This is a genomic window from Amycolatopsis sp. lyj-346 (genome assembly GCF_046548975.1).
Taxonomy (GTDB): Bacteria; Actinomycetota; Actinomycetes; order Mycobacteriales; family Pseudonocardiaceae; genus Amycolatopsis.
In genome coordinates this window covers 333705-347788 of the sequence record NZ_JAJPWT010000007.1, presented here as the reverse complement: position 1 = coordinate 347788, position 14084 = coordinate 333705, and the positions used below count along the sequence as shown (strand labels likewise).

The following is a 14084-nucleotide window of genomic DNA, read 5'->3' as shown; positions in this document are numbered from 1 at the left end:
AGCCACGCCTTCTGCACGTACTCCGCTGATCGGCCCGTGGCCGAAGACGCCATCACCCGGCTCTACGCGCTGCTCGGCGAACCACCGCCCGAGTTCGTCTGGGTGCTTTCCCCGAACGCGGCCGTGCCGCGGCTGCGACCGTCGGCGACGCCCGAGCCGGTGGAAGCCCGCATGGCGACGCGGGTGGCCGCGCTGCGGAAACGCCGGGGTGACGTCTCACCCGAGGCGCGGCAGCACGTCAAGGAATCCGTGGCCGGCCTGATCCGGGCCGCCATTCCGGATTCGCTGGGCCTGCACTGGTACGGGCAGCAGGACGCCTACTGGGTACCGCCCGGTTCGGCCGACCCGGAGCTGGAACCGTGGGCGGCCCTCGTGCGCTCGTGTGGCTGGTGGTGGCCGCGCGACGGCGTTTGCGTCGTCGCGGAACGACCCCTGGCGATCCACACCGACGACGAACACCGGCTGCACAGCGAGACCGGGCCCGCGGTGGTCTACCCCGACGGCTGGGGCGTACACGCCTGGCACGGCACGCGGGTGCCGTCCTGGGTGATCGAAGACCCCACCGCGGACCGGATCAACCGCGAGTTCAACGTCGAAGTGCGCCGCTGCGCCGTCGAACACCTCGGCTGGACGGCCTACATCGAGCAGGCCGGGCTGCGGATCCTGAGCCGGGCGCCCGATCCCGGCAACCCCGGCTGCGAACTGCAGCTCTACGACCTGCCGCCGCAGAAGTGGCACGCGCCTTCGCGGCTGCTCCTGGCGGTGAACGGCTCCGTGGAGCGCGACGGCACCCGCCGTCGCTACGGGCTGCGCGTGCCCGCCGAATTCGACCATCCCCTCGACGCGGCCGGCTGGTCGTACGGGCTCACCGGAGCCCAGTACGCGCGCCTGCAGCGCCGGACCTGACTTCCCGAGGTGATCACATGTTCCTTGCCGAACTGCTCGACCGGACCGGACTCGACGTCCTCGGCCACCTGGACCGCCAGGTCACCGTCCCGGTGATCGACGGGCTCCAGGCCCAGGGCGACCTGCTCGTGCTGCCGCTGGCGTTGCTGGGCTCGGTGCCCTCGCGCCGCGACTGGTGGCCACTGCCCGCGGAAGGCCGCGAACTCGTCCGCGGCGAAGCGGGCAACAACCCGCACACACTCGTCGCCGACCGTGGGACGTGCCGGCTGACGACCTGGCTCGGCGATCCCGAGCGGCTCGCGATCGCGGCGTTCGAGAACACCGCACCGGCGTGGTTGATCCACCCGGAGCACGGGGAGACCGGGATCGCACCCGGGGCGTGGTTCGTCCGGCGGCAGCGGGAGCTGGGGGCCGGGTTCCGGAAGCCGGTGCTGATCGCGGACTGAGGGCCAGGCCGGGCGCCACGCGAGGGGGGTGGCGCCCGGCCGTCGTGAACGACCCGTTCCGTACGCCGGACGTCATGAACGGGTCGTTCATGACGTTCAGCCCAGGTCGGGGCCCTTCGAGCGCAGGTCGTCGACCTTGGTCATCGCTTCCCGCAACTCGCCCAGCCAGCTGTCCGCGTGCTGGCCGACCAGGCGGACCGCCCACGCCAGCGCGTCCGAACGCGACCGGGCCACGCCCGCGTCCACCAGCGTGTCCAGCACCAGGCGTTCCGGCTGGCGCAGCCGCGTCATCACCGGCGCCGAGTGCGTTGTGAACAGCGCCGTCGTGCCACCCAGGCGGGCACCCCAGGACACCTTGCGCTGGTAACGGTGCTCCGCCTGGCGGGCGATCTCGATGCGCTCGTCGCGCGTCTCCTCGCGGTACCGGCTGATCCGGCCCTCTTCGGCCGCCGCGCGGGCCGCGTCGTCCGCGTGCTCCTCCGCCAGGGCCGGGAGCTCGCCGACCACGATGATCTCTTCGCGGTCGACCGTGACCTCCGGTGCGCCCGTGAACCAGCCGTCGGGCAGGCGGCCGCCGAACCAGGCCGCCGCGTCGTCCGCCGGCGGTACCTCGGCCTGCTGCCAGCCTCGGCCTCCACGCCATCCGCGTCCCATGTCGTACCTCCGATTACATGATTACATCGCTACCGAAGGTACGTCGAAAACACGGTGATCGGCACGGCGTTCACCCAGAGCGCAATGCGCCACTTTCCCGGTGAAAGTGATGCTCAGAGCCGGGCGGTCAGCTCCTCCACGGAGGTCACCGGGCGGTCGCAGACGTACCCCCGGCACACGTACGCCGCCGGGGCGCCGTCGACCAGGGGGCGGTCGGCCAGCAACGGCACGCCCGGCGCGTCCGGCTCGCCGGCCAGCACGATGCCGCCGCCGTGCACCCCGCGGGCCGCCGCCAGGCGCAGCGCGGCGTCCGCACCCACCACCGCGACCTGCACCGGGCCGGCCTGCAGGGCCTCGGCGACCGACAGCCAGTGCCCGGCGAACCGCGGCACCCGCCCGGCCAGCACTCCGGCCCGGCGCAGCGCCTGCTCGGCCGCCTCGCGGTACCGGGCCGAATCGGCGTGGCCCGCGAGTGCGGACGCCGTCAGCAGCGCCCCGGCCAGCGCGGACGCCCCAGACGGGCTCGCGTTGTCGCCCGGGTCGGCCGGGCGCTGGACCAGCGTCTCGGCGTCGTCGGCCGTGTCGAAGTACGCGCCGGGGACGTCCGGGGACGCGAAGCGGGCCAGCGCCACGTCGAGCAGCCGGGTGGCTTCGGTGAGCCACTTCGCCTCGCCCGTCGCCTGGTGCAGGGCCAGGAACCCGTCGGCGACACAGGCGTAGTCCTCCAGCACGCCGGCGGATTCGCCGGCGACGCCGTCGCGCGAGCTGCGCCGCAGCCGTCCGTCGACGACGTGCACCCGCAGCAGCAGCTCGGCCGCCTCCCGCGCCCGGTCGATCCACTGTGGACGATCCAGGGCGGCACCCGCCTCGGCCAGCGCCGTGATCGCCAGCCCGTTCCAGGACGCGATCACCTTGTCGTCGCGGCCCGGCTGCGGCCGCTTCGCCCGCGCCTCCAGCAGCTTGACGCGCATCGGCTCCGGCAGCTCGCCGAACAGGCGCAACGTCGACGCGCCGTCCTCGAACGTCCCCTCGTCGGTGACGCCGAACAGCTCGGCCGCCGACGCGCCATCTTCCTCGCCGAGGACGTCACGCAGCTGCGACGGCGTCCAGACGTACGTCAGGCCTTCGACGCCTTCGGTGTCCGCGTCCAGCGAAGACGCGAAGCCGCCTTCAGGCGTTCGCAAGCTCTCGAAGAGGAATTCCGCCGTTCCGGTGGCCACCCGCAACGCCGTGGCGGAGCCGGTGCGCCGCCAGAGGTGAGCGTAGAACCGAAGGAGCAACGCGTTGTCGTACAACATCTTTTCGAAGTGCGGCACGATCCACTCGGCGTCGACGGAGTAGCGGGCGAAGCCGCCGGCCAGCTGGTCGTACAGGCCACCGCGGGCCATCGCCTCGGCCGTCGAGTCCACAAGGGACAACGCGACCGCCGATCCGGTGCGCTCGTGGTGGCGCAGCAGGAACTCCAGGACCATCGACGGCGGGAACTTCGGAGCGCGGCCGAACCCGCCGTTGACGCTGTCGGCCTCCTGCTGGAGCTTCCCGACCGCGCCGGCGAGCACCGCTTCGTCCACGACGGACTCCTGGAGCGGCCCGGTCTGCTCGGCGAGGTGGGCGACGATCTGCTTGGCGCCGTCGAGCAGCTCGTCCGGCCGCTCCTGCCACGCCTCGGTGACGGCGGCGAGCAGCTGCCGGAACGACGGCATGCCCGGCCGCGGCGACGGCGGGTAGTAGGTGCCGCAGTGGAACGGCTCGCCGTCCGGGGTGAGGAAGCAGGTCATCGGCCAGCCGCCCTGGCCGGTCATCGCCTGGGTGGCAGCCATGTACACCGCGTCGATGTCGGGCCGCTCCTCGCGGTCGACCTTGATGTTGACGAAGTTGCCGTTCATCAGGGCCGCGGTGCCGGCGTCCTCGAACGACTCGTGCGCCATGACGTGGCACCAGTGGCAGGCGGCGTACCCGACCGAAAGCAGGATCGGCACGTTCCGCCGTTTCGCTTCGGCGAGCGCGTCGGGCCCCCACGGCCACCAGCCGACCGGGTTGTCCGCGTGCTGGAGCAGGTACGGGCTGGTCGCGCTGGCGAGGCGGTTCATGTGTCCAGGGTGGCACCCGGGGAAAACCGGGCGCGCGGTCACCGGCTCCTCGGCCACACTGTGCCGGTGCTGCTGACCATCACGACAACCCGGAACCCCGCCACCGACCTGGGCTTTCTCCTGCACAAGCATCCGGAGAAGGCGCAATCGGTCGCGCTGTCCGCCGGCACCGCGCACGTCTTCTACCCGGAGGCGGCGCCCGGACGCTGCACCGCCGCGTTGTTCGTCGAGATCGACCCGGTCGGGCTCGTCCGCGGGGGCGGGACGTCGCTGACCCAGTACGTCAACGACCGGCCGTACGCCGGGGGCTCGTACCTCGCGGTCGCGCTGCGGGCCGCGTTCACGACGGCGCTCGCGGGCCGGTGCACCGCGCGTCCGGAACTGGTCGACGAGGCCTTCGACCTGGAGATCCACCTGCCGTCGCTGTCCGCCCGCGGTGGGGCCGAGGTCGTGCACAAGCTGTTCGAGCCGCTCGGCTGGCGTGTTTCGGCCCGGCCGATCCCGCTCGACCCGCAGTTCCCGCAGTGGGGCGAGAGTCACTATGTCGACTTGCGGCTCACCGGTACCCAGCGGGTCGTCGACGCGCTGCGCCACCTCTACGTGCTGCTGCCGGCGCTCGACGGCGACAAGCACTACTGGGTCGGCCAGGACGAGGCCGACAAGCTGCTGCGCGCCGGCGACGGCTGGCTCGCCGGGCACCCCGAGCGGACGCTCATCACGAACCGCTACCTCGAGCGGCGCCGCCCGGTCGTCACGTACGCGCTTTCGCGGCTGGCGGAGGCGGACGACGTCCCGGCGGAAGCCGAAGCGCTGGTCACGGAGGTCCCGGACAAGCCGGAAAGCCTCGCGTCGCAGCGCCACGGCAGCGTGCTCGCCGCGCTGCGGGCCGCGGGCGCCCGGCGCGTGCTGGACCTCGGCTGCGGCTCCGGCGCGCTGCTGCGCGTCCTCGAAAAGGAGCGGTCGTTCACCGAGATCGTCGGCGTCGACGTCTCGAGCGGCGCGTTGAACATCGCGGAGAAGCGGCTGAAGGACGGTTCCCGCGTCACGCTGCGGCAGTCCGCGCTGACCTACGCCGACCCGGCGCTGGCCGGGTTCGACGCCGCCGTGCTGATGGAGGTCGTCGAGCACGTCGACGAGGAGCGGCTGCCGGCGCTGGAGCACGCGGTGTTCGGCGTCGCGGCGCCGCGCACCGTGCTCGTCACGACACCCAACGCGGAGTACAACCGGCTGTTCGAGTTCCTGCCGATGGGGCATTTCCGGCACGCCGACCACCGGTTCGAATGGACCCGAGCCGAGTTCCGCGCCTGGGCGGACGGCGTCGCGACCCGGCGCGGCTACGACGTCCGGTACCTGCCGATCGGACCGGAGGACCAGGAATCGGGACCGCCGACCCAAATGGCGGTCTTCACCACCCACGAGGAGGTGGCCGCGTGAAGCTGACCGTTCCCGACATGTCGCTCGTCGTGCTCGTCGGCGCTTCCGGCTCCGGCAAGTCGACGTTCGCGCGCACGCACTTCGCACCGACGCAGGTGCTCTCCAGCGACTTCTTCCGCGGGCTCGTCGCCGACGACGAGAACGACCAGTCGGCCTCGGCCGACGCCTTCGACGCGCTGCACTACGTCGCGGCGAAGCGGCTGGCGGCCGGGCGGACGACCGTCATCGACGCGACGAACGTCCAACGTGCTTCGCGGGCGAGCCTGGTGAAGCTCGCGAAGGAGCACGACGTGCTGCCGACGGCGATCGTGCTGGACCTGCCGGTCGCCGTCTGCGCCGCGCGCAACGCCGCACGGCCCGACCGCGACTTCGGCGACCACGTGATCCGGCGGCAGCGCGGTGAGCTGCAGCGATCGCTGAAGTCGCTGGAGCGCGAGGGTTTCCGGCGCGTGCACGTGCTGCGGTCCGAAGCCGAGGTGGCCGAGGCGGAGATCGTCGTCGAGCCGCTGCGCAACGACAAGCGTGACCTGACCGGGCCGTTCGACGTGATCGGCGACGTCCACGGCTGCGCGGCCGAACTCGAGGAACTGCTGGCCGAGCTGGGGTACGCCGACGGCGTGCACCCGGACGGGCGGACCGCGGTGTTCGTCGGCGACCTCGTCGACCGCGGCCCGGACACCCCGGGCGTGCTGCGGCGCGTGATGGGGATGGCTTCGACCGGGAACGCGCTCGTCGTGTGCGGGAACCACGAGCAGAAGCTGGTGCGCGCGCTGCACGGGCGGAAGGTCAACGTCGCGCACGGGCTCGCCGAGTCGCTGGAGCAGCTCGGCGCGGAGAGCGAGGAGTTCCGCCGTCGCGTCCACGAGTTCTGCGACGGGCTCATCGCGCACTACGTCCTCGACGGCGGGAAGCTCGTCGTCGCGCACGCCGGGCTGCCCGAGCGGTACCACGGACGCGCGTCCGGGCGGGTGCGCAGCATGGCGCTCTACGGCGACACGACCGGCGAGACCGACGAGTACGGCCTGCCGGTGCGGCTGCCGTGGGCGCGCGACTACCGCGGAGCCGCGATGGTCCTCTACGGGCACACGCCGACGCTGGAGCCGGAGTGGGTCAACAACACCATGTGCCTCGACACCGGCGCCGTGTTCGGCGGGAAGCTGACCGCGCTGCGCTACCCGGAGCGCGAAGTCGTCTCGGTGCAGGCGCACAAGGTCTGGTACGAGCCGTCCCGCCCGCTCGACGCGTCCCGGCCGCTCGCCGGGCGCGAGCCGGCGGTGCTGGAGCTGGGCGACGTCACCGGGAAGCGGATCGTGCAGACCGCGCACCACGGCCGGGTCGGCGTCTCGGCGGAGCAGTCGGCGGCGGCGCTGGAGGTGATGAGCCGGTTCGCGGTCGACCCGCGGTGGCTGGCGTACCTGCCGCCGACGATGGCGCCGTGTTCGACGTCGGCTCGCTCGGACTACCTGGAGCACCCCGAGGAGGCGTTCGCCGAGTACCGGGCGGCCGGGGTCGAAGCCGTGCTGTGCGAAGAGAAGCACATGGGCTCACGGGCCGTCGTGCTGGTCTGCCGGGACGACGAGGTGGCGTACCGCCGCTTCGGGATCCGCGGCGGCGGCGCGGTGTACACGCGGACCGGACGCCCGTTCTTCCCGGCCGCGCAGAACGCTGAGCTGCTGGCAGACGTGCGCACGGCGGCGGCCGGGCTGTTCGAGGAGCTCGGCTCGGGCTGGCTGCTGCTCGACGCCGAGCTGCTGCCGTGGAGCGCGAAGGCCGGTTCGCTGATCGCTTCTCAATATGCGTCGGTGGGCGCGGCCGCCCAGGCGGTGCTGCCTTCGGCGGTCTCGGCGATGGCGACCGCGGCCGCGCGGGGCATCGACGTCGGCGACCTGATGGCCCGGACCGCATCACGATCCTCCACAGTGGACTCCTACCGGACGGCGTACCGGCGCTACTGCTGGCCGACGTCGGGCCTGGACGGCGTCCGGCTGGCGCCGTTCCAGCTGCTGGCGTCCGAGGGGAAGGCCTACCACGACCGGCCGCACGCCTGGCACCTCTCGCGGCTGGACCTGCTGACCGGGCCGCGGTTCCAGCGCACCCGGACGCTCGAGGTCGACCTGCTGGACGACGCATCGGTCGCCCGGGGCGTCTCGTGGTGGGAGGAACTGACGACGGCGGGCGGCGAGGGCATGGTCGTCAAGCCGGCGGCGAACCTGACCCGCGGGACGCGCGGGCTGGTCCAGCCCGGGGTGAAGGTGCGCGGCCGCGAGTACCTGCGGATCATCTACGGGCCGGATTACACGCTGCCGGAGAACCTGGAGCGGCTGCGCAAGCGGGGGCTGAACCGCAAGCGCATGCTGGCGCTGCGCGAATACGCCCTGGGCCTGGAGTCGCTGGAGCGCGTGGCGCGGGGCGAGCCGCTGTGGCGGGTGCACGAGTGCGTGTTCGCGGTGCTCGCGCTGGAATCGGACCCGGTGGACCCGCGGCTCTGACTGCGCCCCAATGTGGCCTTGGGTGCGCTCAACGCACCGAAGGCCACCTTGGGTGCGTCCAACGCACCGAAGGCCACCTTGGGTGCGTCCAACGCACCGAAGGCCACATTGGGGCGCTTGGGGCCGGCTAGTCGGACTTGGCCGAGGAGGAGGCGCCGTTCGGCTGCTTCTTCTCCGGCTCGGCCGAAGCCGGGGCCTCGGACGGCGGCTCGACGGAGGAGGCCGGGTCCTCGGCCGGGGGGTCGTCGAAGCTGGCCGGGACGCGCTTGAGGTGCTTGGTCATCGAACGGACCAGGAAGGCCACCGCGATGAGGAAGAGGATCAGCACCAGGAAGCCGACCGGGGAGGACTTGCCGAAGTCCTCCCCCTGCCCGCCGTTGTCGCCGTTGCCCGGCTGCTGCGTCAGCACCAGGGCCGACGCGGTCACCGGAAGCGCCACGCCGGCCGGCAGCGTCAGACTCATGTGTTCACCTTCTCCTCGGCGCCGGCGATGCCGGCGAACAGGTCGTCCTCCGGCAACGTGCTGTCGACCAGCGACTTCACCAGCTCGTACTCCTCGGTCGGCCAGACCTCGCGCTGCATCTCCCGCGGCACGGCGAACCAGCGGCTGGTCGGGTCGATCTGCGTGGCGTGCGCCTTGAGCGCCTCGTCCCGCACCTCGAAGTATTCACTGCACTCGACGCGGGTCGTCACCCGCTCCATCACATCGCCGCGGTTCGGGTCCCAGTTCGCCAGCCACTCGGTGTACGGCGACTCGAGCCCGGCCTTCTTCAGCGCCTCGTCGAACAGCACCATCCGGGCGCGAGAGAAGCCGTGCATGTAGTACAGCTTCAGCGGCTGCCACGGCTCGCCGGCGTCGGGGAAGCGATCCGGGTCCGGCGCCGCGTCCCACGCCGCCATCGACACCTCGTGGGTGCGGATGTGGTCGGGGTGCGGGTAGCCGCCGTTTTCGTCGTAGGTCGTGATCACGTGCGGGCGGAACTCCCGGATCACGCGCACCAGCGCCTCGGTGGCCTCCTCCAGCGGCACGACGGCGAACGAGCCCTCCGGCACCGGCGGCAGCGGGTCGCCCTCCGGCAGGCCGGAGTCGACGAAGCCCAGCCAGCGCTGGCTCACGCCGAGGATCTTGGCCGCGCGGGCCATCTCCTCCCGGCGGATCTCGGTCATGTTGGCCAGCACCTCGGGCCGGTCCATGGCCGGGTTCAGGATGCTGCCGGCCTCGCCCCCGGTGCACGTGACGACCAGCACCTCGTGCCCCTCGGCGGCGTAGCGCGCCATCGTGGCCGCACCCTTGCTCGACTCGTCGTCCGGGTGCGCGTGCACGGCCATCATGCGCAGGCGCGGGTTGGCGGTGTTCCTCAGCTCGTCGGCGTCCACCATGCTCCGAACGACTCCCCTTCTACCCTTATTCCGCGACCCACGTGCGGGCCGCCCACCCAGCGGGCGGATACTCGAACTCGTACCCGCGTCACCATTGTCCCCACGGGTACGACAAGAACGAGCAGGAGGCCCGGGTTGGCAGGCGGACCGGCGGAAACGGCCGTCGGCAGCAGCGCGGCCGCGCTGCCCGAGGGCCGGTACGGCACCGGGCGCGCGAAGACGTCCCGGCGCTGGCGCCGCTGGCTCTTCCTGGCCATCGCCCTGCTGGTCAGCGGCCTGATCGCCTGGGTCGCGTACGTCAACCTCGGCTCGGCGCCGATCGACGCCGAGCGCATCGCGTTCAGCGCGAAACCGGGCAACGCGATGGAAATCACCATCAACGTCACCCGGGACGACAACAACCGGCCGGGCGTGTGCGTCGTCCGCGTCCGCGACAAGACCGGCGCCGAGAGCGGCCGCAAAGAGCTCCTGATCCCCGCCGGCGTGAAGTACAGCAGGATGACCACGACGATCAAGAGCATCGGGGAACCGGTGACCGCCGACGTGTTCGGCTGCTCGTACGACATACCACGCTACCTGTCAACCCCATAGCGGCCAACGGGGTGAACCGCGCGCTCAACGCCCAGGGTGCGGGGAAATAACGGGCGTCGACCTCTCGCGCCGTGATACTCTGACCCCTCAGCACGGTCCGCGACGGGCCGTGTTTTTCCTTTATCTCAGCCACGCGGGCAACTGCGCCCGCGTGGGCCGGCTTGAACACGCAAGCCTGGCAGGCCCGACGAGGAGATGGTGACCGTGAGCGACACCAAGGTGACCTGGCTCACCCAGGATGCCTACGACCGGCTCAAGCACGAGCTCGACGAAATGATCGAGAATCGGCCGGTCATCGCCGCGCGCATCAACGACAGCCGTGAAGAAGGTGACCTCAAGGAAAACGGCGGTTACCACGCGGCTCGCGAGGAGCAGGGCCAGGCCGAAGCGCGCATCCGGCACCTGCAGGAGCTGCTGCGCTCGGCCAAGGTCGGTGAAGCGCCCGCGAACGACGGCACCGCCGGCCCCGGCAAGGTGCTCACCGTCCGGTACGAGGGCGACGACGAGGACGAGAAGTTCCTGCTCGCCACCCGCGAGGAGGGCGCCGAGGGCGAACTCGACGTGTACTCCCCGGAGTCGCCGCTGGGCAAGGCCCTGCTCGGCGCCAAGGAGGGCGAGTCCCGCGAGTACGAGCTGCCCAACGGCAAGGTGCAGAAGGTGACGCTCGTCAAGGCGGTTCCGTACACCGACGCCAAATAGGCACCGCTAGCGTGTCCTCCCAGGATCCACATTCTGGGAGGACACGGCTGTGAGCACCGAACCGATGTGCCAGGCGTGTGGCATGCAGTACGCCACGGCCCGCGACGACTGCCCGATCTGCGAGGACGAACGCCAGTACGTCCCGCAGTCCGGGCAGCAGTGGACGAACCTGGCCACGCTGCGCTCGAGTGGCACGTACACCGCGAGGATCGAGGAACAGGGCCCCGGCATCATCGGCGTCGGCTCGAACCCCGGGTTCGCGATCGGCCAGCGCGCGCTGCTGGTGCGGGCCGGCTCGGGGAACTTCCTCTGGGACTGCGCGGCGTACCTGGACGACGCGCTGGTGGCGCGGATCCGCGAGCTGGGCGGGATCACCGGCATCGCGATCAGCCACCCGCACTACTACACGACGATGGTGGAGTGGGCGCGGGCCTTCGACGTGCCGGTTTACGTCCACGAAGCGGACCAGCGGTGGATCGGCCGCCCCGACCCGGCGGTGAAGCTGTGGTCCGGCACCACCCTCGACGTCGCTCCGGACCTGCGGCTGATCAATCTGGGCGTGCACTTCGACGGCGGCACGGTGCTGCACTGGCCGGGCGGCGAGGACGGCCGCGGCGCGCTGCTGTCCGGCGACATCGTGCAGGTGATCGGCGACCGCACCCACGTCGGCTTCATGTACAGCTACCCGAACCTGATCCCGGAGCGCCCGCAGGTCGTCCGCCGGGCCGCGGAACTGCTGGCGGGTTACCGCTTCGAGGCGATCTACGGCGCCTGGTGGGACGCGATCGTCCGCACCGACGGCTTCGAGGTCGTCCAGCGCTCCGCGAAGCGCTACCTGGCCCAGGTGGCCGACGAGGCCTAACACGAGCTCCGCTTGGTCAGGTCCGCGCGGTCCGCTCCAGCAAGGGGCGGACCCGCGGGCGCACCGGAGTCGACAGCGCGATCGACGTCGAGGTCCGCAGCACGTCCGGGACGCCGACCACCTCGTCGATCACCCGCTGCAGGTCGTCGTTGCCCCGGGCCACCATGCGGACGAACAGGTCGCCCTGGCCGGTCGTCGCGTGGACCTCGCAGACCTCGTCGATGGCCGCCAGGGCCTTCGCGACCTCCGCCCGGCGGCCCTGCGCGATCTCCAGCACAGCGAACGCCGTCAGGCCGTAGCCCATCGCCGCCAGGTCGAGCTCCGGGGGGAAGCCCCCGAGGATGCCGCGCTCGGTGAGGCGGTCGAGGCGGGCCTGGACCGTTCCGCGCGCCACCCCGAGGCGGCGGGCGCACTCCAGCACGCCCAGGCGCGGCGAGTCGGTGAGCAACAGCAGCAGTCGCGCATCCAGCGCATCCAGGTTCTCCGGCATGCACAGATTGTCCATGATGACGATCAGACTCGGGCGATCACCAGGCAGATTGCCCACTGAAAACTGAGACCATTGCTCATTTTGCCTCGCAGGGCTGATCCTTCGGGGTATGACCCAGACTGCCGACCCCCAGGGTGCCCTCGACGACGTCAGCTACGACCAGCTGCGTCAGCTGGTCGGGCTCGTCGACCACGACGCCTCGACCGACCCGTTCCCGGTCAAGGCCATGGACGCGGTGGTGTTCATCGCCGGCAACGCCACCCAGACCGCCTGGTACTACCAGATCGCGTTCGGGATGCAGCTCGTCGCGTACTCCGGTCCGGAGACCGGGAACTACGAGCGCAAGTCCTACGTGCTGAAGTCCGGCTCGGCCCGGTTCGTCATCACCGGCGGGGTGAAGCCGGACTCGCCGCTGCTCGACCACCACCGCAAGCACGGCGACGGCGTCATCGACCTGGCGCTGGAGACCACCGACGTCGACAAGTGCATCGAGCACGCCCGCGCGCAGGGCGCGACCGTCCTCGAAGAGCCGCACGACGTTTCCGACGAACACGGCACCGTGCGCGTCGCCGCGATCGCGACCTACGGCGAGACCCGCCATTCGCTGGTCGACCGGTCGCGCTACAACGGCGTCTACCTGCCCGGCTACGAGCCGCGCGAGAGCACGATCAAGCGACCCGCGGGCGCGCCGAAGCGGCTTTTCCAGGCCGTCGACCACTGCGTCGGCAACGTCGAGCTCGGCAAGATGGACTACTGGGTCGACTGGTACCACCGCGTCATGGGCTTCGTGAACATGGCGGAGTTCGTCGGCGACGACATCGCGACCGAGTACTCGGCGCTGATGAGCAAGGTCGTCTCGAACGGCAACCACCGGGTCAAGTTCCCGCTGAACGAGCCCGCGGTGGCGAAGAAGAAGTCGCAGATCGACGAGTACCTCGAGTTCTACGGCGGCGCCGGCTGCCAGCACATCGCGCTGGCCACCAACGACATCATCGCCACGGTGACGGCGATGCGCGCCGCCGGCGTCGAGTTCCTCGACACACCGGACTCCTACTACGACGACCCCGAGCTGCGCGTCCGGATCGGCAACGTCCGCGTGCCGATCGAGGTGCTCAAGGAACACCGCATCCTGGTCGACCGCGACGAGGACGGCTACCTGCTGCAGATCTTCACCAAGCCGATCGGGGACCGCCCGACCGTGTTCTACGAGTTGATCGAGCGCCACGGCTCGCTGGGCTTCGGCAAGGGCAACTTCAAGGCGCTGTTCGAGGCGATCGAGCGTGAACAGGAGCGCCGAGGCAATCTTTGACGCCGAGGCGCCATCAGGCGCAGCCGAGGCAACCTCTGACAGATAACCCTCAGAAGGCCACCGTAAGGGACTCCCGGGTCCCCTATGGTGGCTTTCTGCGTGTTTCGGGAACCGGCCGGACCCGGGATCCGTCAGTGTGGAGACGCAGAGAGAAGGGGCCGTGATGCCGGACAGCATCGACGCCAGCGACGCGATGATCGACAACTGGACCAAGCGGCTCGAGGAGAACGCCGCCCGGTACCAGGCGCTGGCCGATCGCATGCAGGGCCAGACGGTCACCGAGCGGTCGAAGGACGGCACCGTCCAGGTGACGATCGATTCACGCGGGTTGCTGAAGAACCTGGTCATCGCGGAAACCGCGGCCGGCAAGCGGATGGCCGAGGTGTCGGCGCAGGTGATGCAGCTGGTGCAGCGGGCGCAGGCGCGGATCCCGGAACTGCTGCAGCAGGCCATGTCCGAGACCACCGGCACCGGCGACCAGGCCGCGGCCGAGATCGTCCGCGAGGCGCAGAGCACCTTCCCGGCGCCGCCACCCGAGGCCGAGCCGGCGTTCCCGGAACCCGACCGCGTCCGCCGGTTCCTGCCGGAGGACACCGAGGAGCCGCCACCCGCGGCGCCGCGGACCCCGCCGCCACCGGCTTCGCCACCGCCGCAGCCGCCGCGTCGACGCCGAGCGGCCGGCAACGACGATGAAGACGACTTCGGCGGACCGATTCTTTCCTGAGGGGGATCCG

Annotated in this window: 14 protein-coding genes; 9 read left to right on the top strand and 5 right to left on the bottom strand. The window is 71.2% G+C overall.

Annotated features, from left to right (window positions below):
• Window positions 1–36 precede the first annotated feature (36 nt).
• Both ACLJQE_RS23420 and ACLJQE_RS23415 read left to right on the top strand, forming a co-directional pair.
• Complete coding sequence (locus tag ACLJQE_RS23420; protein ID WP_410641448.1) at window positions 37–906, top strand: DUF6745 domain-containing protein; 870 nt, start codon at window positions 37–39, stop codon at window positions 904–906.
• A 17-nt stretch (window positions 907–923) separates the two neighbouring features.
• Window positions 924–1352, top strand: coding sequence for a hypothetical protein (locus tag ACLJQE_RS23415; RefSeq protein ID WP_410641447.1), 429 nt, complete (start codon window positions 924–926; stop codon window positions 1350–1352).
• A 96-nt stretch (window positions 1353–1448) separates the two neighbouring features.
• On the opposite strand, the gene ACLJQE_RS23410 is transcribed toward ACLJQE_RS23415, so the two are convergent.
• On the bottom strand, window positions 1449–2006 hold the full coding sequence (locus tag ACLJQE_RS23410) for a hypothetical protein (protein ID WP_410641446.1): 558 nt from the start codon (window positions 2004–2006) through the stop codon (window positions 1449–1451).
• Between the two features lie 113 nt (window positions 2007–2119).
• Entirely contained in the window at window positions 2120–4096 is a 1977-nt protein-coding gene (locus tag ACLJQE_RS23405; RefSeq protein WP_410641445.1) for a thioredoxin domain-containing protein, read from the bottom strand.
• 66 nt (window positions 4097–4162) lie between these two features.
• Between ACLJQE_RS23405 and ACLJQE_RS23400 the strand changes: the two genes are divergently transcribed.
• Window positions 4163–5530: a 3' terminal RNA ribose 2'-O-methyltransferase Hen1 gene (locus ACLJQE_RS23400; RefSeq protein WP_410641444.1), complete on the top strand. Its 1368-nt coding sequence runs from the start codon at window positions 4163–4165 to the stop codon at window positions 5528–5530.
• Complete coding sequence (locus ACLJQE_RS23395; protein WP_410641443.1) at window positions 5527–8019, top strand: polynucleotide kinase-phosphatase; 2493 nt, start codon at window positions 5527–5529, stop codon at window positions 8017–8019. The genes ACLJQE_RS23400 and ACLJQE_RS23395 overlap by 4 nt, the downstream gene beginning before the upstream one ends.
• A 127-nt stretch (window positions 8020–8146) precedes the next feature.
• On the opposite strand, the gene ACLJQE_RS23390 is transcribed toward ACLJQE_RS23395, so the two are convergent.
• Both ACLJQE_RS23390 and mca read right to left on the bottom strand, forming a co-directional pair.
• On the bottom strand, window positions 8147–8482 hold the full coding sequence (locus ACLJQE_RS23390) for a hypothetical protein (protein ID WP_410641442.1): 336 nt from the start codon (window positions 8480–8482) through the stop codon (window positions 8147–8149).
• Window positions 8479–9399 (bottom strand): mycothiol conjugate amidase Mca, encoded by a 921-nt coding sequence (gene mca, locus ACLJQE_RS23385; RefSeq protein WP_410641441.1) that lies wholly within the window; start codon window positions 9397–9399, stop codon window positions 8479–8481. Before mca ends, ACLJQE_RS23390 begins: the two co-directional genes overlap by 4 nt.
• Before the next feature lie 135 nt (window positions 9400–9534).
• Here mca and ACLJQE_RS23380 point away from each other — a divergent pair, with 135 nt between their 5' ends.
• From ACLJQE_RS23380 to ACLJQE_RS23370, 3 genes are all read left to right on the top strand, one after another.
• Window positions 9535–9990, top strand: coding sequence for a DUF4307 domain-containing protein (locus ACLJQE_RS23380; RefSeq protein ID WP_410641440.1), 456 nt, complete (start codon window positions 9535–9537; stop codon window positions 9988–9990).
• Between the two features lie 195 nt (window positions 9991–10185).
• Window positions 10186–10689, top strand: coding sequence for a transcription elongation factor GreA (greA, locus tag ACLJQE_RS23375; protein WP_206790023.1), 504 nt, complete (start codon window positions 10186–10188; stop codon window positions 10687–10689).
• 49 nt (window positions 10690–10738) lie between these two features.
• A complete protein-coding gene (locus ACLJQE_RS23370; RefSeq protein ID WP_410641439.1) occupies window positions 10739–11551 on the top strand; it encodes an MBL fold metallo-hydrolase in 813 nt (270 codons plus the stop codon).
• Between the two features lie 16 nt (window positions 11552–11567).
• Here the strand turns inward: ACLJQE_RS23370 and ACLJQE_RS23365 are convergent, their stop codons facing one another.
• Window positions 11568–12041: an Lrp/AsnC family transcriptional regulator gene (locus ACLJQE_RS23365; RefSeq protein WP_410641438.1), complete on the bottom strand. Its 474-nt coding sequence runs from the start codon at window positions 12039–12041 to the stop codon at window positions 11568–11570.
• Between the two features lie 109 nt (window positions 12042–12150).
• Between ACLJQE_RS23365 and hppD the strand changes: the two genes are divergently transcribed.
• Together hppD and ACLJQE_RS23355 are read left to right on the top strand one after the other, a co-directional pair.
• Window positions 12151–13350 carry a 4-hydroxyphenylpyruvate dioxygenase gene (gene hppD / locus ACLJQE_RS23360; protein ID WP_410641437.1) on the top strand — a complete coding sequence of 400 codons (1200 nt, stop codon included), beginning with the start codon at window positions 12151–12153 and terminating at the stop codon, window positions 13348–13350.
• 163 nt (window positions 13351–13513) lie between these two features.
• Window positions 13514–14074 carry a YbaB/EbfC family nucleoid-associated protein gene (locus ACLJQE_RS23355; RefSeq protein ID WP_410641436.1) on the top strand — a complete coding sequence of 187 codons (561 nt, stop codon included), beginning with the start codon at window positions 13514–13516 and terminating at the stop codon, window positions 14072–14074.
• Window positions 14075–14084 lie beyond the last annotated feature (10 nt).

Excerpts from the sequence above, each read along its gene's own strand:
- ACLJQE_RS23415 (WP_410641447.1), top strand. The coding sequence starts at position 924 with ATGTTCCTTGCCGAACTGCTCGACCGGACCGGACTCGACGTCCTCGGC.
- ACLJQE_RS23410 (WP_410641446.1), bottom strand. The coding sequence starts at position 2,006 with ATGGGACGCGGATGGCGTGGAGGCCGAGGCTGGCAGCAGGCCGAGGTA.
- ACLJQE_RS23405 (WP_410641445.1), bottom strand. The coding sequence starts at position 4,096 with ATGAACCGCCTCGCCAGCGCGACCAGCCCGTACCTGCTCCAGCACGCG.
- ACLJQE_RS23390 (WP_410641442.1), bottom strand. The coding sequence starts at position 8,482 with ATGAGTCTGACGCTGCCGGCCGGCGTGGCGCTTCCGGTGACCGCGTCG.
- mca (WP_410641441.1), bottom strand. The coding sequence starts at position 9,399 with ATGGTGGACGCCGACGAGCTGAGGAACACCGCCAACCCGCGCCTGCGC.
- greA (WP_206790023.1), top strand. The coding sequence starts at position 10,186 with ATGGTGACCGTGAGCGACACCAAGGTGACCTGGCTCACCCAGGATGCC.
- ACLJQE_RS23365 (WP_410641438.1), bottom strand. The coding sequence starts at position 12,041 with ATGCCGGAGAACCTGGATGCGCTGGATGCGCGACTGCTGCTGTTGCTC.
- hppD (WP_410641437.1), top strand. The coding sequence starts at position 12,151 with ATGACCCAGACTGCCGACCCCCAGGGTGCCCTCGACGACGTCAGCTAC.
- ACLJQE_RS23355 (WP_410641436.1), top strand. The coding sequence starts at position 13,514 with ATGCCGGACAGCATCGACGCCAGCGACGCGATGATCGACAACTGGACC.